Source organism: Terrabacter lapilli (genome assembly GCF_039531305.1).
Taxonomy (GTDB): domain Bacteria; phylum Actinomycetota; class Actinomycetes; order Actinomycetales; family Dermatophilaceae; genus Terrabacter; species Terrabacter lapilli.
Genome location: NZ_BAAAPU010000001.1, coordinates 48054 through 68229, shown reverse-complemented (window position 1 = coordinate 68229; position 20176 = coordinate 48054). Strand labels below are relative to the sequence as shown.

The 20176-nt window shown below is 69.9% G+C and carries 16 protein-coding genes; 6 read left to right on the top strand and 10 right to left on the bottom strand.

Going from position 1 to position 20176, the window contains the following annotated elements; all coding sequences use genetic code 11:
* Positions 1 to 108: 108 nt before the first annotated feature.
* Genes ABD241_RS00280 through ABD241_RS00265 form a run of 4 tightly spaced genes read right to left on the bottom strand, consistent with a single transcriptional unit; the run spans position 109 to position 4161 of the window.
* Positions 109 to 948, bottom strand: a complete 840-nt coding sequence (locus ABD241_RS00280; RefSeq protein WP_344057267.1) for a sulfotransferase family protein — start codon at positions 946 to 948, stop codon at positions 109 to 111.
* Positions 945 to 2444 (bottom strand): hypothetical protein, encoded by a 1500-nt coding sequence (locus ABD241_RS00275; RefSeq protein WP_344057266.1) that lies wholly within the window; start codon positions 2442 to 2444, stop codon positions 945 to 947. The genes ABD241_RS00280 and ABD241_RS00275 overlap by 4 nt, the downstream gene beginning before the upstream one ends.
* A complete protein-coding gene (locus ABD241_RS00270; protein ID WP_344057265.1) occupies positions 2441 to 3442 on the bottom strand; it encodes a hypothetical protein in 1002 nt (333 codons plus the stop codon). Before ABD241_RS00270 ends, ABD241_RS00275 begins: the two co-directional genes overlap by 4 nt.
* Positions 3439 to 4161: a hypothetical protein gene (locus ABD241_RS00265; RefSeq protein WP_344057264.1), complete on the bottom strand. Its 723-nt coding sequence runs from the start codon at positions 4159 to 4161 to the stop codon at positions 3439 to 3441. Before ABD241_RS00265 ends, ABD241_RS00270 begins: the two co-directional genes overlap by 4 nt.
* A gap of 240 nt (positions 4162 to 4401) precedes the next feature.
* Here ABD241_RS00265 and ABD241_RS00260 point away from each other — a divergent pair, with 240 nt between their 5' ends.
* Together ABD241_RS00260 and ABD241_RS00255 are read left to right on the top strand one after the other, a co-directional pair.
* Entirely contained in the window at positions 4402 to 5679 is a 1278-nt protein-coding gene (locus ABD241_RS00260; protein ID WP_344057263.1) for a glycosyltransferase, read from the top strand.
* Positions 5676 to 6620: a sulfotransferase gene (locus ABD241_RS00255; RefSeq protein ID WP_344057262.1), complete on the top strand. Its 945-nt coding sequence runs from the start codon at positions 5676 to 5678 to the stop codon at positions 6618 to 6620. The genes ABD241_RS00260 and ABD241_RS00255 overlap by 4 nt, the downstream gene beginning before the upstream one ends.
* An 88-nt stretch (positions 6621 to 6708) precedes the next feature.
* Here the strand turns inward: ABD241_RS00255 and ABD241_RS00250 are convergent, their stop codons facing one another.
* Positions 6709 to 9171 carry a hypothetical protein gene (locus ABD241_RS00250; protein ID WP_344057261.1) on the bottom strand — a complete coding sequence of 821 codons (2463 nt, stop codon included), beginning with the start codon at positions 9169 to 9171 and terminating at the stop codon, positions 6709 to 6711.
* Positions 9172 to 9659: 488 nt separating this feature from the next.
* On the opposite strand from ABD241_RS00250, the gene ABD241_RS00245 reads away from it, so the two are divergent.
* Complete coding sequence (locus ABD241_RS00245) at positions 9660 to 10682, top strand: NHL repeat-containing protein (protein ID WP_344057260.1); 1023 nt, start codon at positions 9660 to 9662, stop codon at positions 10680 to 10682.
* A 90-nt stretch (positions 10683 to 10772) separates the two neighbouring features.
* Here ABD241_RS00245 and ABD241_RS00240 read toward each other — a convergent pair whose 3' ends face one another.
* From ABD241_RS00240 to ABD241_RS00225, 4 genes are all read right to left on the bottom strand, one after another.
* Positions 10773 to 11186: an Ig-like domain-containing protein gene (locus ABD241_RS00240; protein ID WP_344057259.1), complete on the bottom strand. Its 414-nt coding sequence runs from the start codon at positions 11184 to 11186 to the stop codon at positions 10773 to 10775.
* A gap of 162 nt (positions 11187 to 11348) precedes the next feature.
* Positions 11349 to 12602 carry a phytase gene (locus tag ABD241_RS00235; RefSeq protein ID WP_344057258.1) on the bottom strand — a complete coding sequence of 418 codons (1254 nt, stop codon included), beginning with the start codon at positions 12600 to 12602 and terminating at the stop codon, positions 11349 to 11351.
* A 280-nt stretch (positions 12603 to 12882) separates the two neighbouring features.
* Complete coding sequence (locus ABD241_RS00230; protein ID WP_344057256.1) at positions 12883 to 14409, bottom strand: O-antigen ligase family protein; 1527 nt, start codon at positions 14407 to 14409, stop codon at positions 12883 to 12885.
* Positions 14410 to 14710: 301 nt separating this feature from the next.
* A complete protein-coding gene (locus tag ABD241_RS00225; protein ID WP_344057255.1) occupies positions 14711 to 15466 on the bottom strand; it encodes a hypothetical protein in 756 nt (251 codons plus the stop codon).
* A 236-nt stretch (positions 15467 to 15702) separates the two neighbouring features.
* Here ABD241_RS00225 and ABD241_RS00220 point away from each other — a divergent pair, with 236 nt between their 5' ends.
* The 3 genes from ABD241_RS00220 to ABD241_RS00210 all read left to right on the top strand — a co-directional run bounded on the left by ABD241_RS00220 (position 15703) and on the right by ABD241_RS00210 (position 18528).
* Complete coding sequence (locus tag ABD241_RS00220) at positions 15703 to 16530, top strand: sulfotransferase family protein (RefSeq protein WP_344057254.1); 828 nt, start codon at positions 15703 to 15705, stop codon at positions 16528 to 16530.
* Positions 16531 to 16601: 71 nt separating this feature from the next.
* Complete coding sequence (locus tag ABD241_RS00215) at positions 16602 to 17765, top strand: Wzz/FepE/Etk N-terminal domain-containing protein (protein ID WP_344057253.1); 1164 nt, start codon at positions 16602 to 16604, stop codon at positions 17763 to 17765.
* Positions 17758 to 18528, top strand: coding sequence for a sulfotransferase family protein (locus ABD241_RS00210; RefSeq protein ID WP_344057252.1), 771 nt, complete (start codon positions 17758 to 17760; stop codon positions 18526 to 18528). Before ABD241_RS00215 ends, ABD241_RS00210 begins: the two co-directional genes overlap by 8 nt.
* Before the next feature lie 121 nt (positions 18529 to 18649).
* Here ABD241_RS00210 and ABD241_RS00205 read toward each other — a convergent pair whose 3' ends face one another.
* Complete coding sequence (locus ABD241_RS00205) at positions 18650 to 20173, bottom strand: flippase (RefSeq protein ID WP_344057251.1); 1524 nt, start codon at positions 20171 to 20173, stop codon at positions 18650 to 18652.
* Between the last annotated feature and the right edge of the window lie 3 nt (positions 20174 to 20176).

Sequence of the window (20176 nt, the reverse complement as noted above, 5' to 3'; positions counted from 1 at the left end):
GGGGTGCCCCACCAGAGTAGTCGCGCCGGGCGACACCCTCGCTCAGCGCAGGCGCCACCCTCCCCCGGCGCGGACGGCTCCCCCGCGCCTGGTCGCGGCAGCGGCGGTTCAGACGCTCTCGGTCAGGCCGAGCGGACCGGCCGGTCGCGTGAAGCCGGACAGGTCGGCCCAGTCGTAGCCGAAGGCGGCGATCTCCTCGGCGTGCCGGGAGCCGATGATCCGACGCTGCCAGCCCCCCGGACGCCACCAGCTCCGGTACGACGCCCACCGCTCGGCGTAGGGGTCGCCGTGGCTCGAGCTCAGCTTCGACGAGTCGATCGGCTCCTCGAGCCCGAGGAAGGACTGCACCCGCTGGAGCTCCTCGGCCGGGCTCTGGATCAGGCGCTCGTAGTGCACCACGAGGAGTCGCTCGAGGTGCCGGGCGTCCGCCGCGAGGATCCGGTGGGCGGCCAGCCAGTGCTCCACCATCTGGTTCAGCGACTGGAACTTGCGGGGGTTGGTGGAGGCGAGACGGCGCCACTTCTTGTTGGACAGGGCGACGGCCACGGGATGCCGGACCACCACGATCAGCCCGGACCCCGGGAACTGCGCCTGCAGGAAACGACCCATGATGATGTTGGGCGGCGACTTCTCGACGAGCAGCCGGCGGCTGGTGTCCCAGAAGGGAACCCAGCTGTCCAGCATCGCCTGGGCGCTGGCCGCCGACGCGAGCGGCGAGGCCTCGGTGAGGTGCGCCTCCGGCCGGTGGGCGAAGCGACCTGAACCGCCGTGCACCTTCGCCTTGGGGTAGACGGGCTGCAGGTGCTGCCCCTCGTCCTCACGGACCCCGGTGGCCGCCAGGCCACTCACATCAGGGTGGCCGTCGAGGACCTTCGCGAAGGGCGTCGTGCCGCTGCGGTGCAGACCGCCGACGAAGACGAGCCGCTCCGGGTCCGGTTCGATCCTCACAGGGCGCCCACCAGCTCGGCGGCCGTGCGGTCGGAGACGACCTGGACGGGTGTGGACCCGATCACGGCAGAGCCCGTGGCTGCCGACGGGCTCGGCGCCCCCATCTGCTTGACGGTCTCGCCGGGCCGGAGGCTGACCTTGACGTCGCCGCCCGTGCTCCACACGTACGCCACGGTCTTGCCGTTCTTCTCGAGGGCGACGCCGGTCAGGCCCTTGCCCGCGATCGCAGTCGCCTTCGCACCGGCGGAGGCCTGCGCCATCGCCTCGAAGGCGGCGCCGGTCGACCGGGTCGAGCCGTCGGGGTCGAGCAGGCCGTAGCGCGGCTCGGCGCTGTTGCGCCCAGCCGGGTTCATCACGAGAGGCAGCCACAGCACGCGACGGATGCCTCCGCCCAGCAGGATCGACACCGTCTTGACCAGCTCCTCCGCGCGCTTCTCGTCGGTGAGGTTGCCGTCCTTGAGGAACTGGCCGACCTCCCAGGCTTCGACGGGCATCCCCGCGGGCGTCGTGGCCGACAGGTAGCCGACGAAGAGAGGCGCTGCCTCCCAGCTCTCGTAGAAGTGCACCTGCCGGATGTCGACGACCTTCTCCTTCTGGAGCTTCTCCGCCAGCGCGAGGTACTGGAGGTTGCGCGTCGACTGCGGGGACGCGAGCGCCGCGCGCAGACCCGCCACGTCGTTGACCGCCGGCAGCTGGTCACCGCGGGTGCCGATGCGCCGGGAGTAGTAGGTGTTCCACGCCTTGACCGCCTCGGCCTCCTTGCCCTGGTCGAGCAGGCGCGTGGCGATGGCTGCTCCATAGGCCGTGCTGCTGATGCCGGGGTCGGCGACGGCGGCAGAGGGGTCCGCCGCACGGATGGAGTCCGCCGCGGCCCTGACCAGGGTCTCCAGGTCGGATGTGCTGCCGCCCCAGAACGACTCGGAGTTGACCTCGTTCTCGACGGCATAGGTGTGGACGCCCACGGCGGAGTACCGCTTGACCACCGAGGTGACGAAGGCGCGGTAGCGGTCCAGGTCCTTGGGCATGAACGACTCGGTCTTGTTCTTCGTGCCGCGCACGTGCTGCGGGTTCGACTGGGTGGTGGCCCAGCAGGAACCCACCCGGATCTTGATCATCAGCCGGGCATCGACCGTCTGCGCCTTGCGCACGACGGCGTCCATCGTCTTCCAGTCCTGCTGGCCGTCGGTCGGCTCGATGTCGCACCAGACGAGCTCGTAGAAGGTCGAGCTCCCGGACAGGGTCTTCAGGTACGGCGAGACGACGTCGAACCGCGACCAGTCGTACTTCGCCCCCAGCGGCGCGCTGAGGGGCCCGGACGCGGGCGTGCTGTCCGGGCCCGTCGGGGCCGGGGTGGAGCCGGGCGACGAGCCCTGGGACGCCGATCCGCCTGACGTCCGCGCCGTCCCGCCCGTGCCGGTCCCGTCGCAGGCGCCGAGCACGAGCCCTGCGACGAGCACGGCTGCGACTGCGAGCACCCACGCCTTCGACGTCCTCACGGTGCACTTCTCTCGCTCGGCGAGTGAGCGCTGCCCGCCGCCGTCCGGCGGTCCTGGGCCTCACGCGCGGCCTCGAGGCGCGCATGGACCTCGGTCGCCAGTGCGCGGACCCGGGGGTCGATGTCGAGAGGCTGCGTCCCGTGGGAGACCCTGCGGTCGACGTGCTCGTCGAGCTCGGGCCGGTAGGTGACGCCCACGAAGCGACAGAGGCGCTGCATCTCCGTGGACGGGTCTGCGGCGAACGCATCGTAGGAGACGAGCAGCACGTCCTCACGCCGGTCGAACCCGAGCTCGAAGTAGAGCCGGTTGCGGATGGCCCAGAAGAGGACCGCCGCAGTGAACGGCGTCATCGTGTCCAGGTCGAACGACCGGATGAGCCTGACGCTCTCCTCCGGCAGGCGCTCGCCCTGCCAACGTGTCTCGCCCCGGCCCGCCGCGATGTCTCGCAGGGCCAGCAGGTTGGCCGGCCCGAACTTGGACACCTCCGAGCGGGCCCGGGAGTCCGGCTCGCGGTACACCCAGACCCCACGTCCAGGGGCGAGCCCCTCGAGGTCGAGGAACGTGTCGAGCAGCTGCGAGTCACAGATCGGCTTGACGAAGACGAACTGCTGCTTGCTCGCCAGGACGGTCGCACGCAGCACGTCGATGGAGCGGATCCTGAAGCGGTGGAACAGCGCCCGGTCGTTCTCGTTGCGCACCTCCGTCTCCGGCGCCTCGTCGAGCCCGCGCATGAGCATGTTGGTCCCGGACCGCTGGAGGCCGACGACGTAGACGGGCACGGCCGAGCCGGGAGGAAGCGGGTGGCTCCGGCGCCACCGGCGCTTGCGGATCGCGGCGCGCAGGCGAGGTCGCGGGTCCAGCCGGTCCTCCTCGACGACGCGGCCGATGCCCTCGGTGCGGGCCCAGTGGATCCGGCGCACGACCTTGCGAGTCAGGTGCTGCCTCGAGGACTGCGGCCCGGTCGGCGGGTTCACGTACCGGTCCCACCACGTGCTCACGGCTGCACCCTGTCCAGCCACTGGGCCGCGACCAGGGCTTCGAGCTCGCCGAGACGGTCGGGGCAGGTCTGCTCGACGGCCACCCAGAGCGCGTCCAGCGAGCTCGCCCTCTCGTCGAGGAAACCCAGGGAGAGGAAGGCGGCGTAGTCCTCCTCGCGCAGCCCGAGCGCGGGCGCGAGGATCGCGGTGTTGTCGATGACCTTGCTCGGGCGTGGGTCGATCCGGTGCATCGACGGCTCCAGCCGGCTTCCCGAGCGGTAGAGCAGCGCAAGGCGGTGCCCCCCGTCACCGAGGTGCAGCGCTCGACGGACGAGCACCCCCGAGTCGCTCGTCGTGGGGTGGGCCAGACAGCGCAGCATGATCGGCTTGCCGGTGTCGAAGCCGCGCCGCTGGAACGACTCGAAGGTCGCCACGGCGCGGGCCACGCGAGCGGCGTACGCGGCTGCGACCTCCCGCCGGTCGTCCAGCATCCACGGGAAGAAGCGGCGCAGCTCCACCTCGCGGAACCACACGGCGTAGGGATGTCCTGCAACGGACGCGACGAAGTCCTCGATCGAGCCGCCCTCGGGGCGGTCGGCGACCGCGTCGAACAGCTGTGCCCGGACGACGACGTCGTAACGGAACGGGCTGATCAGCCGTCCCACGTCCAGGCTCTCGGTGCCGTCCTGCTTGGGCCGCCACGTCGCCGCACGGCGCACCGTTCGTCGTGCAGTAGCCACCACGGATCGTGCCACGCTGCCAGGTCCCCCTCCGTGAACATCGACAGCAGGCGGTCCCCACCCCCCCCGGTGGCGCCCCAGAGCCGATGCTGTCCTCGCTCATTATTGATCGGCCCCGGAACTCGTACGGGAGAAACGGCGAAACGCGCCAAGCATGCCTAAAGGATCTGGCGTTGTGCACGATTCACGGACATAGCGGCCAGACGTGTGGTCAACTGTGCGGGGTCAGGAGGGAATGTGATGCGCATTCTTCACGTCAACAAGTTCCTCTACCGGCGCGGGGGCGCAGAGGGATACATGCTGGACGTCGCAGCCCTGCAACGCTCCGCCGGACACGAGGTCGGCTTCTTCGGGATGCAGCACCCCGAGAACGACACCCCTCAGCCGCTGGGCGGGACGTTCCCGCCGTTCGTGGAGCTCGAGCCCGCGCCCGCCGGGCTGTCCGGGCTGATGGCGTCGGCCCGGATGGTGTGGTCGACCTCCAGCGCCCGCGGGATCGAACAGGCGATCCGCGAGTTCCGGCCCGACGTGGTGCACTGCCACAACGTCTACCACCAGCTCTCGCCCTCGGTCCTGCGCCCGGTGAGCCGCGCCGGCATCCCGTGCGTCATGACCCTGCACGACTACAAGCTCGCCTGCCCGAACTACCAGATGCTCGACCACGGACGACCGTGCGACGCCTGCGTGGGGCACGGGACCTGGCACGCCGCGGTCCGACGCTGCAAGAACGGCTCACTCGTCGGCAGCGTCGTCCTCGCCGTGGAGTCCGGCGTCCACCGGGCTCTCGACGCGTACGGCACCGTCGACCAGTTCGTCAGCCCCAGCCGGTTCCTCGCCGCCGTGATGGCGCGCCAGGGCATCGCCGAGGACCGGATCACCGTGGTCAACAACTTCACCCACATCCCCGCACTCACGCACGCTCCCGAAGCCGGGGAGGGTTTCGTCGTCGCGGGTCGGCTCTCGCACGAGAAGGGCATCGACACGGCCGTCCGGGCGATCGGCCGCCTGCCGGGGGCGAGCGTGCTCCACGTCGCGGGGGACGGCCCGGAGCGAACGAGCCTGGAAGAGCTGGCGGCCCAGGTCGCACCCGGCCGCGTCGTCTTCCACGGCCGCCTGAGCGCGAGCGAGCTGGGGACGCTCGTGCGGCGCAGTCGCGCACTGCTGGTCCCCTCCCGCTGGTACGAGAACCAGCCGATGACGATCCTCGAGGCCTTCGCCGCCTCGACGCCCGTGGTGGTCACGGACCTGGGTGGGATGCCGGAGCTCGTCGAGCCGGGCGTCCACGGTCTCGTCGTGCCGGCCGACGACGACGCACGCCTCGCAGAGGCGCTCGCCCGACTCGAGGCAGATCCCGACCACGCCCTGGCCATGGGCATGGCGGGGAGGCGCCGGCTGGAGCAGGACTTCTCGGCCGAGGCCCACCTGTCGCGGCTCGACTCCGTCTACGAGCGAGCCGCGGCCAGAAGGGGCCGACCGGCCCCGCCCTCGGTCGGCGCACGCTCGGGGACTTCCCGGTGAGCGACCAGACGCCCTCACCGAAGGTGCTGTTCGTCGCCGGAACGGGGCGGAGCGGGACGACGATCCTCAGCACGATCCTCGGTCAGCTTCCCGGCGCGATGTCCATCGGCGAGCTGCGCTACGTGTGGGAGCGGGGCTTCATCGAGGACCACCGGTGTGGTTGCGGTCTGCCGTTCAGCGAGTGCCCGGTGTGGAAGGCCGTCGTCGAGCACGCGTACTGCGGCGCGACGCCGCCCGACGCGGGCGCGGTGTCGCGGGACCTGCTCTCCCGCCTGCGGATGTTGCGCATTCCCTCGATGGTGGTGCGACAGCTCCGGGGCCGGCCGGCGGTGCCACCGCACCCCAACGACGAGAAGATCGCGGCGCTCTACACCGCCCTGTCGCAGCTCGAGCATCCCGCTGTGATCGTCGACTCGTCGAAGCTCCCTCCCTACGGCAAGATCCTCGAGCGGCTGCCCGGCATCGACCTCTACGTCGTGCACGTCGTCCGGGACCCGCGGGCCAACGCGTTCTCGTGGCGCCGGGTGAAGGTCACGGGCGACCGCGACGACGACGCCACGATGGAGCGTCTCGAGCTCTGGCGTTCGTCGGCGATGTGGGTGGTGTGGAACTACCTCGTCGAGTTCTGGTGGCCGGTCGAGCGGGGACGCGTGGTGCGCGTGCGCTACGAGGACTTCGTCGACCGCCCCCGGGAGACCGTCGAGCAGATCGCGCAGATGCTGGGCCTGGACACGAGCCGGACGCCCTTCGTCGGCGAGCGCAGCGTGAGGATGCACACGACCCACACGGTGGCCGGCAACCCCAACCGGCACGACCGAGGCCTGGTCCAGCTGCGGCCGGACGAGGAGTGGCGGCGTGCCATGCCGAGGCTCCAACGCGCCGTCGTGTCACTGTTCACGCTGCCGGGGCTGCGCCACTTCGGCTACTCCCTGCGCAGCTGACCGCCGGTGCGCCGGAGCGCACCGGCGAGGCCCGGCGGGAGCGGTTGGCGCGCCCGCCGGGCCCGGTCTCTCCGACCTGGGTCGGGCGTCAGGGCGTGCCGCGGAACAGGGTCAGTCCCTGCGCCACGGTGTTGCGGTCACCGGCGACCGTGAAGTCACCGCCGACCAGCAGGCCCTGCGGGATCGCGGCGAAGGACCACACGCCCATCGGTGAGTCGAACTGGGGGGCGTAGTCGGTCAGCGCCCCGTCGCCGGCCCGGAAGGCGAAGAACCGTTGCTGGGCGATCTCCGTGGTGTTGCTCGGGGACTGCCAGCAGTAGCCGCCGCTGCCCTTGGTGCCACCGTGCGTGCCGTAGTAGAAGGTGCCGTTGACCTCAAGGGCTCCCTGCATGCCGCCGTTGCAGGCCGTGTCCCAGTTGAGGCCGTTGGCCTTGGTCTGCGAGAGGTTGACCGCGTCCCACTGGTAGATCCAGTCGGGACAGACGTCGCCTCCGTAGAGGCGCTGGCCGTCGTCACTGAGCTTGAGGGCGACGACCCAGTGGTAGGTCCCACAGCTCTGGACTCCTCCCAGCTGGCGGGGCAGCACCGCCCCGGTGGCCCCGCTGAGGGCCACGATGCCGTCCGGGAGTGCCACCCCGTTGACGGTCTTGAACGGTCCGGCGAGGAAGACCCGCGAGTTGTCGGGAGCGACGGCCAGGGACAGGACCATGCCCTCGTGGTAGGTCGTTCCGGTGGGTCCGTTGGTGTCGGCGGTCCAGGTGGTGTCGACCGAGCCGTTGAGCGCGGAGATCCGGGCGGCATGCTGGCGCGTCACGGCGCCGATGGCGGTGAACTGGCCTCCGAGGTAGACGTAGCCCTGCCGGACCGCGATGGTGTAGACGTCCTTGTTGACCTTCGGCGCGAAGCCCGTGACCAGCGCCCCGGTGTTGGCGTCGACGGCGGCGAGCCGTTGACGCGTCACCCCGTTGACGGACTTGAACGTGCCGCCGAGGTAGAGCTTGGTCCGGTCCGCCGTCAGCTCGAGGTCGAGCACCATGTTGTCGGCGTCCGCCCTGAAGGTGGGATCGAGCGTCCCGGTGGCGAGGTCGATCTTGGCGACGCCCCGACGGTACTGGCCGCCGGCGCTCACGAAGTCGCCGCCCATGACGGTGGTGCTGCCGAGGTTCGTGAACGTGCGCACCCGCGCCCCCGGCATCGGGAGCCACGAGGTGAGCTGGCCGGTGGCGACCGAGTACGACGCCGCGTCATGGCGCAGGCTGCCCTGGCTCGTCGTGAACACACCACCGACGAAGACCGTTCCGGCCGCCACCTGCAGCGCCTGGACCTCCACCGTGCAGGGCGGGAGGGTGTAGGTCGACTTGAGCGTGTGCGGAGCCTGGCATCCCGCGAGTGCGGCGTTGAAGCCGGTCAAGGCCCCCGCGGCGTCGTAGGCGCCGACCTGGGTGCGGTTCTGCCCGTTCAGCTGGCTGAACGTCCCACCCACGAAGGTGGTGCCTGTTGCGGTGTCGGTCGTGACCGCCCTGACCGGCCCGTTGGCCGACGGCGCCCACGAGGTGATCGCGCCGTTCCCGTCGACAGAGGCGATGCGCGTGCGGGTGGAGGTGACGCCCGAGCCGGTGACCGCCGTGAAGTCACCGCCGAGCTTCACCCTGTCCTGGGCCCTCGTCGCCCCCGCGCGGACGTCGAGCGCGTAGACCGCACCGTTCGTCGTCGCCGTGAAGGTCGGGTCCGTCGCTCCGTCGAGCAGGCGCAACCGCGAGAGGTGGCCGCGGCCCGCTCCGTTGAGGTTGGTGAACGAGCCCCCCACGTAGACGCTGTCGCCGGCGACTGCGACGGCGTTGACCGGGGCGTTCGCCGATGCCCGCCACGTGGAGATGACGTTGCCGTCCAGCCCTATCGCGGCCAGGCGTGACGAAGGCACGCCGTTGACCGCGTCGAAGTCCCCTCCGATGATGAGGCGGTCGCCCGCGACGGCGATCGACGTGACGGAACCGGTCTGCGACTTGGCCACCCCGCCCACCGTCACGGTCGTCGTCACCGCGGACGCCGGCCAGGAACGGTCGACGGTTGCGTCGGGCTTGATGTGCACCAGGCCCTGCCGACGCAGGTCGGACACCCTGGAGAAGTCACCGGCCAGGTAGTAGCCCCCCTTGCCGTCGGGCGCGGAGGCGTTGACCGTTCCGTCGACGATGTTCGAGGAGGGCACGGTGGCGCCCGAGCTGGAGTCGACCGTCACCGCCCGGCCCGTGTTCGGACCCACGTAGTCGAAGCCGCCCGCGATCCACGCCTTGGTCCCGTTGGAGACGATGTCGTCGACCCGACCGTTGGCGCCCCAGAACGAGCTGTCGGCCGTGAGCGAGAGAGCAGGACCCGGCGGCAGGACCGGTGCGGCCGACGCGGTCGGTACCGTCGCCGCCAGCGCCGCCGCGACGACGACGAGCGTCGTCGTGGCCGCGCTCGCCAGGGCGAGCCCGCCCAGGCGTGGTCGTCCGGACGTTCCCGCCCTGCTCGGCCCAGGTCGACCAGATGCACGCAGACGAGACGCACTCATGAACGCTCCCCCAGCTACGAGCGGGCCTCGGCCCGCCTCCCCCAGGTGGTGCACCAGCCGGCGCCCACCGGTCCCCCCCAGGACCCTGAAATGGGACTTTAGCCAAGCCAGGCGGAAATGAATCGCGCTTTGGCAAAAGTCGGACAGAGAACACCACAAGCTTTGATAAAAAGGGCACGTCGGTTAAATACGACTTGGCGCTCCTCCTTTCCCGAGTTGGGAAATGGTATTCAATTTGCGCTTCGTATCTGGGGCCATGCGGCGAGCCGGACTGTTAATTTGCTGAGAGGGCCGTGCTGTCCGCTCGTGCACCGACGGTCCATCGCAGAGCAAGTCTCTTATCTGGGGGGAACCACATGCGTACTCGATTCACGCTTGCCGCGGTATGCGCCGCGGCACTGGTGGCGCTGGGGGCATCCGCCGCCGACGCTGCCGTCGCGCCGACCGCCGTTCGGCCGTGCGCCCAGCCGAACGGGCGCGTCAGCGCCATGGCCATCAGCAACGGGACCCTGTTCATCGGGGGCACCTTCACCTCGGTCCAGGACCGCAGCGGAGTGGCACGGGCGAGGACCCGGCTGGCCGCCATCGACGTCGCCACCTGTGACCTGACGTCCTGGACCGCGCCGGCAAACGGCGAGGTCCTGTCGATCGCGGTGGCGGGCTCCACCGTCTACGTCGGCGGGTCCTTCACCAGCGTCGGGAGCGCCAGCCGAAGCTACCTGGCGGCCCTGAGCGCCTCAACTGCACAGGTGCAGTCGTTCAACCCGGTGGTGAACAAGACGGTGCGGGCGCTCGTGACGTCCTCGACCACCCTGTATGCCGGCGGCGACTTCGCCAAGGTCGGTGCCGCCAGCCGCGCCAAGCTGGCGGCCTTCTCCCTCTCCACCGGCGCCCTCAGCTCCGGCTGGCAGCCCAAGGCCAACGGCAAGGTGAACGCCCTGGCGCTCAGCGCCGACGGAGGGCGGGTCTACGCAGGGGGGCTCTTCACCACCCTCAACGGTCTGGGCGCCTACCAGTACCTCGGAGCCGTCGACTCCAGCACCGGCAAGATCGACGACGGCTTCGCCCCGCACTCGGTGTTCGGCGTCCTCGACCTCGTGACCGACGCGAACGGCGTGTATGTCGGCCAGGCCGGCTCGGGGGGCCACCTCCTGCTGCTCAACCAGGACGGCACCCTGAAGCAGCCCGTGTACCAGCTGGACGGCGACGTGCAGGCTGTCGCCGTCGACGGCGACTCCGTCTACGGCGGTGGCCACTTCACCAACTACTGCGTCGGCAACACCGGCTCCGGCGCACCGTTCAAGTGCGACCAGAACCTCTCGAGGCGCAAGCTGATCGAGGTCTCCGTGTCCGGTGGGCAGGTCACCTCGTGGGCGCCCAGCCTGGACAGCCCGTTCGGCGTCCTTGCGGCCGTGGTCGACCCGAGCACCCACGACCTCTGGGTCGGCGGCGACTTCACGCACGTCTCCGGACAGGCGGTTGCCCACCTGGCGAAGTTCCCGGCGAAGTGACGCCCACGCCCTGAGCGACCGCCGGTCGCCGAGCGCGACACGAGAGAGCCCCCCGCCCACGGGCGGGGGGCTCTCTCGTGTCGCCGACGCTCAGCGCTTGAACGTCAGGTAGCCGGTGCCGGAGGCCCCCTTCACGGAGGCGGTCACGGTGATCTTCTCGGCCGCCTTGGGGTGTCGGTCGACCAGCTCGGCCGAGCACGATCCGGCAGAGTTCGTGACGCAGGGGTTCTGGTTGAGCCGGAACAGCGCGTCCTGTGAGTCCGAGTCGGTCCACGTCACGACGATGCCGCGGACCGGTGACCCGCTGCTGTCGCGTACCTTCGCGGTGTACGTCTGCGTGCCGTCCGGCAGGTAGTTCAGGCACGAGTTCGGTGCCAGCTGTCGCTCCGGCTGCGAGCTGGGGACCGTGCAGGTCACCGTGACCCGGTAGCTCACGGCCGCCTGCGCCGGCGGCGCCAGGCCCGTGACAGCGGCCGCTGCCGCGACGACGCCCATGATTGCCATACCTCTTCGCATGTCGCCTCCTGTGGCGATCTGGGTGGCGCCACGGGGGCTCCACCATCGTTGACTGCCGTCTGCTCCCCGACCTCCCGCTGCGCGCAGCGGGAGGTCGAAGTTGTGGTGCCCTGGCGTCGAGCGACCAGGGTGCCGCCGCCGGCCCGTTCGTCAGCGGCGTGGGCTGCCCGAGGTGTCGACCACGAGACGCATGGCGTTCGCCACGCTCTGCCACGGGGTGAACTTGAAGTTGGTCCCGCCCTCCGGCGCGTCCTTCCCGTCCTGGGTGACGAGCATCCCCTGCGGGTACTTCGGGCCCATGTTCACGTTGATGACGTCGAGGCCGTCGGTGGCCTCGACCGCGTCGAAGGCACCCCCGCCGATGGCCAGCGTTCCCAGGTAGCTCGAGCCGTTGCGACTGAAGACGGTGAAGATCGACTTCTGCTGGTTCGAGATGAGGAGGTAGCCGTTGGAGGTCGTGCCGGCCCGGTAGAGGCCGATGCCCTCGAGGTCACCCGGCAGGTACGGCTCGCCATAGCTGGGAGAGCTCGAGTCGATCTTGCACCGGTCGTTGACCACGGTGTACTTCTGGCCGAAGCGAGTCAGCTTGTGCACGAGCACCGGGTTGGTGAGGTCGGTGCTCATCTTCCACAGGCCGACGATCTCCTGGTCTGCCCAGAGCGTCCCCGTGTCCGGGTCGACGACCATGCCCTCCGCGTGCGCCACCCAGTCGGGATGCCTCGGGTTGAAGCAGGGCTTCCAGGTGGTCCCGTTCGGCAGGGTGAAGTGGTCGGGCAGGCTGAGCGAGGCCACCTTCTGGTAGCTCACCTTGCCGCCACCGGCGTCGGTGAGGACGAGCTTGGCCAGGTTGGTGGTGTTCTCCTGGGTGACGAACACCTCCGCCTTCCCGGTGGCGCGGTTGCGCCATCCGGCGAGTCCGTAGGCGGTCTTCGAGTTGATCTTCCTGCTTCCGCCGAAGACGAGCGGAGCGGAGCTCGCGGTGACCTCGCTGAGCGGCGCAGTCGCGCTGCTGCCGTTGATGGCGAAGACGTGCAGCTTGTCGGTGCCGCGGTCGCTCAGCACGGCGAGGTCACGCGTGACCCCGCCGAGGTCGATGTCGTAGATGACCTCGATGTTGTTGTAGCGGCTGCCGGACGGGATCGGCACCGACTGCACCAGTGAGCCGTCCGGGCGGTAGACGTCCACCCCGGCTTCCTTCACCGTCCCGATCACCAGGCTCTTGGCCGGGTCGCTCGGATGGACCCAGAACGCCGGGTCGTCCGCGTCGTTCGTGCCGGCCGGCTTCCGGTCGATCGTCTCGGACGTCGCGCTGACCGTCGTGGTGGCCGCATATGCCGCCGGAGCCAGCGCAACGAGTGCCGCCCCCGCGGTCGCGACCAGCCTGAAACGAGTCCTCTTCCCCATGTTTCCCCCCTTGTCGAGCCCCCGGGCAACCTGCCGCCCGCCCCCTGGCCGGAGTGCGTCGACCCCCTCGACGGACGCTCCCGGGCAACGCTGGCAACGCTTCGGACTGCTTGACCATATGACGGCCAGAAGGCGGTGGGGGCGCTCGCTGGGAATTCCCTGAAAAGTCGTCCTCTTCGCCCCATATGCGTTTGCGTGGCCTTGGAGACATCGGCCGGAAAAGCGCTCTCGGCGTCGTGCGCCGACGCTCGGCGAGGAGGTGTGCCGCGGCAGTACTGGGTCAGTGCGGGCGGGAGGACACCACGCCGGCGTCGGGCCTGCTCTGCAGCTGGTCGCTCGCGCCCGGTCCGGGGGCATACGTCCGTGAGACGTACGCCGCGGCCCCCGCGAAGGCGATCAGGTACCACAGGCTCACCACGTTCGACATGACGTTGGCCGCCATGCTGCTCAGCACGAAACAGACAGCCACTGCGAGCGCGCCGGCGGCCACCCCGCTCTCGAGGGTGTTCTTCGGCGCTCGTTGCACGGCCCGGCGCGCATTGCCCACCAGGGCAGCGAGCATGCACACGTAGCAGGCCAGTCCCACGAGGCCGGTCTCCACGTACGCGCGGATGAAGTCGTTGTGCGGCTGCTTGGCTGCGTCCGTCTCGTACTGCGTGGAGGCCAGGCCGATGCCGGTGACGGGGTTGGCGTTGGCGAGCGGGATGACCTCGGTCCAGTAGTGCAGGCGCCACACCAACGTGTTGCCGGTCGGTGTCCCCTCCGGCGTGCTCTGGGCATCGAGGGTCCCGAAGCGGGCCGCCACGCCGGGCAGGAGGATGAGCGCCGCGAGGGCCATCGCGACCAGGCCCGCGATCAGGCCCTTGCGCTTCTGCACCACGGCCAGCACGACGAGTCCGGCGACCGAGCCGAGGATGGCCGTACGCGTCAGCGTCAGCAGCATGAACACCGATGCGAGACCGAGCATCCCGACGAACAGGAGCTTGAGCTTCGGCCTCACGTACGGGTAGATCGCGATCCCGAAGACCAGCAGGAACGCCAGGTAGCGCGCGAAGGTGTTCGACTGGTTGAACGGACCGGTGAGCCGCGTGAAGCTGCCCCGGACCTCGGAGCTGGGCGAGCCGGTGACGATCCCGAAGAGCGTGTAGGCCAGCGGGATGAGCATCGCCACGTAGCAGGTGACCACGACGCGGATCATCATGGTCCGCGACGTGATGAGCTGCTCGAGGACGACGAACATCATCACCACGGTGGCGATTCGCAGCACCTCCAGCACGCTGGCCTGCGGTTGGACGGACCCGACGACGCTCAGCGCGCACGAGGCCAGGAAGGCGAGCATCGCCGTCCGCAGCCGCGAGCCGGGGACGAGGTGTCCACTGCGTGCGCGACCTGCCAACCAGAGGAGCGCGGCCAGGAGGAACAGCACCCCGAGGATGCTGGAGGGATCGAGCCCTCGTTGGGAGGCGGTGTTGCCGGCCGCCGTCCCGGTCGCGTTGGAGCTCAGCTTCAACAGGTCCAGGGTCGGACGCACGGCCAGGAGCAGCAGCACGAACGCCGAGAACGGGGTCAGGGCCAGCAGGCCCAGCCCGATGGCGACCATGGCGATGATGGGAAGCACGGCGAGGGTCTTGTTGCCGTCGACGAAGCTGAGGCCGCTCACGATCGCGGCGGCCGCGACGACGACCACCAGGAGGATCTGGAGCGCGATGGTGAGCCCCGACCTCCGCGGTTTCGGCTTCTCGTGACGACCGTTGGCCGAGCGCGGTGAGGACGCTGACGTCCAATGCCCTGTGATGTTCGCTGACATGCTGGTCCGAGTGCTTTCCCTGTGACTGCATGGCGAGGTTTGTCACGACCTCCTGGCGAGTCCACTATGCCCGCCGCCCACGGCTGCCCGTGGCGCAACAGCAGAAGATGCCCACCCTTGCGCCCCAGTGGTTTTCGCGTCTGGCCTGCACGCAGGGGTCATCTGGGCACAAAGCGGGCAAAGGGCATCCGTGCTGGGACGGGCCGTGCCGACCTTCGCCCGACGAAGGTCCCGCCACGACTCCCGCCACGACGAGTGGGGCGCGCCGTGCGGCCCGCCCCACCAGTCTGCCGGTGTGCCGTCAGCAGGTCTTCGCCATGATCTGCGATCCGCTCGCGCTGACCTGAGTTGCGTTGCTGCGCAAGGACATTGCTGCCTCGTTGATCTTGGTGGTGGCACTGCCCTCCGTCACGACCGTGGACCGGGCTGCCTCCACCGCCGCCTTGACGTTGGGGAGGGACGCGAGCGTCGAGTGCTGGGCCGCCACCTGTCGTTCCACGGTCGTGGCGGTCTGAGCCAGCACCGCGAGCTGGGCCCGCCGGGAGCCGACGACGGTCATGACGGCGTTCGCGCTGCCGTTCGCCACACCGGCCTTGGTGCGGATGATGCCGTTCTGGACCCAGGCCGCACTGCAGTTGCGCGTGGTGCCGTAGACGTCGCTGCGCATGGCGGTCACGGCGATCCGAGCCTGCCGCAGTGCCTCGTTGCCCGTGACCAGCTGCTTCCGTGCGGCATCGAGCCGGACGAGGTTGCGCTTCTTGGCCGAGAGGTCGTCGATGGCGGCGGCAAGTGCCTTGCCGACCTCGGGGGCCGGAGCGGGCGTCGCCGGCGAGGACGTCGGAGCGCTCGGGGTGGTGGTCGATGGGCTAGGAGCCTCGGCCGACGTGGTCGTCGGGGTCCTGGCGCTCGTCGTCGGCAACGTCGCAGTGGCCCCCACGCCCTGCGTGCAGCCGGCCAGGACGCCGACCGCGGCCGCTGACACCACCAGATCTCGCACGATGTGGCGGGCGGTGTGGACTCTCGTCGTGGTCACGGTGAGCTCGTTCGTTCTCGTCATGGTGCAACTCACTGGTCGGTCCTGTGGTTGGCGGGGCGCCAAACCCGCGCCGGCTCCCCCGCGAGGACTGTAACTCCGGCGTTCTCGAGGGCGTGCCCTTTCTGGAGGTTTTCGTGGAGTTGCCGAATCGTCGGTGCGAAGACGAACTGCGCGTTAATCTCGAAAAAGTTCGAGGGACGCCGGGGTCACAAGGGCCGTGGGGGGAACGCGCTCGAGCTGCTGGGGGGAAGACCTTGATGTCACGCCGTGCCATGGGGAGCACCATCGGTGTGCTGCAATCGCGACTGGCGCGCGGTGAGCGACTGCTGCCGGGCTACCTCGTCGTGGGCACCAAGCGCGGAGGCTCGACCTCGCTGGCCGAGTGGATCACCCTGCACCCACAGGTGGGCGAGAGCCGGTCGGGCAAGGGCACTCACTACTTCGACGTGAACTTCGGACGCGGATTCCGTTGGTACGCAGCCCAGTTCCCGAAGGTGGACGAGGGCCACGCCATCGTCGGGGAGTCCAGCCCGTACTACATGTTCCACCCGCTCTCTCCGCAGCGAATTCGGGCCGCGCTGCCCGACGTGAAGATCGTCATGTGCCTGCGCGACCCTGTCGCGCGCGCCTGGTCACACCACGCGTACGAGGTGGCGCGCGGTCACGAGGACGAGCCGTTCGAGCGAGCCCTCGACCTCGAGGAGTCACGTCTCGCGGGCGAAGAGGCTCGGATCGTGGCCGATCCCGACTACCCCGCTGACCACTGGCGGTACCACGCCTACCTCCGTCGCGGACACTACGCCGAGCAGCTGCAGACCTTCCACGACCTCTTCGGCCAGGACCAGGTCCTCGTCGTGCAGAGTGAGGCGCTGTTCGCCGATCCGCACGGCCAGATGGATCGGGTCTTCGCCTTCCTCGGGCTGGAGCCGCACCGCAGCGAGCAGCTCGAGGCGCGCAACGCCAACCGACCCTACGGCGAGATGACGCGCGAGACCTTCGCCCGCCTCGCCGACTACTACACACCACTGAACGAGCAGCTCCGAGCCATGCCGGGGGTCGAATTCACCTGGCACTACGACCGCTGAGCCACGGAGGCTGCACCGCAGCGATTGCCCGAACCGTATTTCGACGTCATTCCGAAGAGAGTAGGAACAACATGGAGATCATCGATTACCTGCGCATCGCCCGCCGGCGGTGGTGGATCCTCGTTGCCGTGCCAGTGTTGGCCGGGTTGGCGGCCGCCGCACTCATCCTCTCGGCGCCGACGTCGTACACCTCGACCGCCACCGTCTCGTCCGGTTCCTTGGTCAACAGCGAGGGAAGCCCCTTCGCCGGAACCCAGGCCACGGGCCAGTTCGTCGCTGCCTTCACGGCCGCGGCGCAGAGCCCGCAGACCCGTCAGGCGGTGCAGGCGCAGACCGGGGTCTCCCCCAGCGACCAGACCGACGGCGTCCAGGTGGACCCGGTCGGCGCGAGCAGCGACGTCCAGGTCATCTTCACCAGCCGCGACCGCAACCTCTCCGGCAGGGTGGCCCAGGCCACCGCCAAGGAGGCCCTGAGGCAGATGTTCACGGTTCGCGCGGACCAGGCGGTCGCCACGCGTGACCGTGCCCAGGAAGCGGCGACGGAGGCCAACGCGGCCATCAACGACCTCGCGAAGAAGTACCAGATGGCCGACCCGCCGCGGGTCTACCAGAACCAGCTGAGCCAGGTCGCGAGCCTGGAGCAGCAGCAGGCCACGTTGCGCGCGACCGGCAACGCCATCGGCGCCGCCGCGATGGACGCGCCGATCGCCTCTGCCAAGAAGGCGCTCACGTCGTTCCTGCCCATCCTGGCCGAGTACAACGACCTGAACTCCCGCCAGGTTGCGGCGAGCAGTGACCTGGCCCAGGCCCAGGCGGAGTGGCGTCATGCGCTGGCCCTCAAGGCTGCAGCCACGTCCGACAGCACGATCTACCTCGGACCGGCGACCCCCGAGGACAAGCAGGCCACGCTCGTTGCCGCCCTTCCCGTCATCGTCGGAGTCGGCCTTTTCCTGGCCGTCCTGCTCATCCTGCTGATCGAGGTGACGAAGCGCCTGCACAGCACCCGGGTGACGAGCGCCTCCACCGAGGCCCCCGCCGACGAGCAGACAGCGGGCCCGGACGAGACGCAGACCGAGCCCGAGAGCGAGCTCGTGCCCGTCAACGGGCACGTGCCGTCGACGGGTGAGCCGTCCCCCGTCGTGGCATCGTCGATGCCCGCCGTCGACGAGGACTCGGACCCCCTCGGACACGCCGGACGGGAGTCGGGGTCCGAGGCAGCGAGCAGCCGTGTCTGAGAGCAACCACCGGCCGATCTTCATCGTCGGGTGCCAACGCTCCGGCACCACGATGCTCCGGCTGATGCTCGACTCCCACTCGCAGATCAGCTGCGGCCCGGAGACACGCTTCCTCGAGGACCTCGAGCGGATCGTGGGGGCGGACTGGAAGCGGCTCTCCCAGTTCGGCTACTCGCAGGAGGAGTGGCTCCGCCGGATCCGGTCGTTCTTCGAGGGGATCCAGAGCGACTACGCGCGGTCGAGGGGGAAGACCCGCTGGGCGGACAAGAGCCCGCGGTACGCGTTGCACATCCCCTTCCTGATGCAGGTCTTCCCGGACGCGCAGATCGTGCACGTGATCCGGGACGGTCGTGACGTGGCCGTCTCGCACCGCAAGCGGTTCGGCTACTGGTCGAGCGTGAAGTCGTCGGTGAAGTGGCCCCGCTACATCAGCGCCGCACGAGGCGCAGGGTCGGCCCTGGGTGAGGACTCGTACCACGAGCTGCGCTACGACCGGCTCGTGGCCGACACCGAGGCGACCTTGCGACAGCTGCTCGAGTGGCTGGGTGAGGAGTGGGAGCCCGAGATCCTCGACTTCGCGACCAAGAAGCACGACGTCCCGGAGCGCTACCACCGACAGCTCGCCGCCCGGAACCACAAGGCGGGGACCGACGGGAGCGTGTACGCCTCGAGGGTGGGGACCTACCGTTCGGAGCTCGATCCGCTGGTCCGGACGCTGTTCTGGTTCACGTCTCGACGGACACTGCGCGACCTGGGGTACTGACGGGGGCGGCAGGCACGCTGCGGGTCGACGCACCCGGGCTGAGCCGGCACCCGGCGAAGGAATCCGGCGCGGGCGATTTGCCCGCGCCGGATTCGCCTGCCGCAGTGCGGGATTCAGTCGCTCAAGCGGCACGCCGGCTCAGGCGGCCCAGGCGGGTCGTCAGCCGGCGCCACACCCGCACGTCCTCGGGGTGCGGGCCGAGAAGCACGATGCCGGCGAGGTACACGAGTCCGCAGGCGGCCGCCCCCACGACGAGCGACGCGACCCAGCCGTCGACGAGGTGGTTGACCAGCACGCCGGCCCCGGCCGCGGGAAGGGCCGCGAGCAGGATCTTGCCGGTCGAGGCCCCTTCGGCACGGATGCCGACGATCCTCCGGGCCTGGACCACCTTGACGGCATTCACGGCGATGATCGAGGCGCTCCACGCGACTGCTGCTCCGACGATCCCCCAGCGCGGTATGAGCAGCAGGTTGAGCCCGATGTTGGCGACCAGGACGAGGGCGTTGTCGAGCAGGCTCAGGGCCACACGTCCCGACATGTTGAGCACGACGCCACAGGGCCCGGCGGCAGCGCCCACGAGCTGTCCGCAGGCGAGGACCATCGTGACGACCGCGCCCTCGGTGAACCCGCCGCCGAAGACCTTCAGCATCTGCTGGGGGAAGACCAGCAGCACGACGAAGGCCGGCATGGACAGCAACAGGGTCCAGCGGGTCGCGCTGCCGTAGGCCCGGGCAGCCCCGACCTGGTCCCCGGAGTGGTGCAGGTGGGCCATGTGCGGTCCGAAGGCAGCGGTGATCGGCGGCAGCACGAAGACCGCGAGCGTGACGAGTCTGGTGGCGATGTTGTAGACGCCGACCTGGCCCGCGTCGGTCATGGCACCGAGGATCAGGGTGTCCGCCCAGATCAACCCGGTGGCGGCGAGGGCCGAGGCCCAGCTGACCATCGAGAACGACATGACGTCGCCGATCCGGTAGACGACGTGCTGGTGCGGGACGTCCTTGAGGCGCAACCAGAGCGCAGCCAGCGCCAGCACGGCCGTCACCCAGGACGCGATCGCCAGCGACCACATGGCCCCGAGGTAGCCGTAGCCCAGCCACAGGGCCGCGGCCGTGAGCGCCAGGCGCAGGACCGGGTCGAAGATGCGGCCGACGACGGTGTACGCCTTCTGGGTGCGCCAGCCCTGGGTGGCCGCCAGGGCGGCCTCCGACAACGCGTGTGCCGGCAGCGTCAGCGCGACCAGGCGGACCCCCGCGACCAGCTGTTCGTCGCCCATCACATGGGCAACCGTGGGCGCGAGCAGAGCCAGCGCTGCTGCGAGCGCACAGGAGCCGCCGGCGGTGATGCCCATCCCCAGCCGGATCGTCCCGCGCAGGCGGGGGACGTCCGCGTCGGCCAGGTGGATCGCGACGAACCGGGTCAGCCCGGACCGGAACCCGGCCAGTGCCATCAGGCCGAGCAGGGAGAGCAGCGCGAAGCACTCGGCGTAGCGGCCGACGTCGTCCTTGCCGAGGACGTGGGCCAGCATCGTCACGATGGCCAGCAGGGCCGACTGCTGGATGATGGCCCCGACCAGGTTGAGCCCACCCCCACGCGCCATGCGGTCGCTGTCGACGCGACGGCCGGACGTCGAGGTCGCCGTCCCCACGGA

Coding starts and splice junctions, on each gene's coding strand:
- ABD241_RS00225 (WP_344057255.1), bottom strand. CDS start 15,466: ATGACGAGAACGAACGAGCTCACCGTGACCACGACGAGAGTCCACACC.
- ABD241_RS00250 (WP_344057261.1), bottom strand. CDS start 9,171: ATGAGTGCGTCTCGTCTGCGTGCATCTGGTCGACCTGGGCCGAGCAGG.
- ABD241_RS00235 (WP_344057258.1), bottom strand. CDS start 12,602: ATGGGGAAGAGGACTCGTTTCAGGCTGGTCGCGACCGCGGGGGCGGCA.
- ABD241_RS00245 (WP_344057260.1), top strand. CDS start 9,660: ATGGCCATCAGCAACGGGACCCTGTTCATCGGGGGCACCTTCACCTCG.
- ABD241_RS00260 (WP_344057263.1), top strand. CDS start 4,402: ATGCGCATTCTTCACGTCAACAAGTTCCTCTACCGGCGCGGGGGCGCA.
- ABD241_RS00230 (WP_344057256.1), bottom strand. CDS start 14,409: ATGTCAGCGAACATCACAGGGCATTGGACGTCAGCGTCCTCACCGCGC.
- ABD241_RS00240 (WP_344057259.1), bottom strand. CDS start 11,186: ATGGCAATCATGGGCGTCGTCGCGGCAGCGGCCGCTGTCACGGGCCTG.
- ABD241_RS00220 (WP_344057254.1), top strand. CDS start 15,703: ATGTCACGCCGTGCCATGGGGAGCACCATCGGTGTGCTGCAATCGCGA.
- ABD241_RS00215 (WP_344057253.1), top strand. CDS start 16,602: ATGGAGATCATCGATTACCTGCGCATCGCCCGCCGGCGGTGGTGGATC.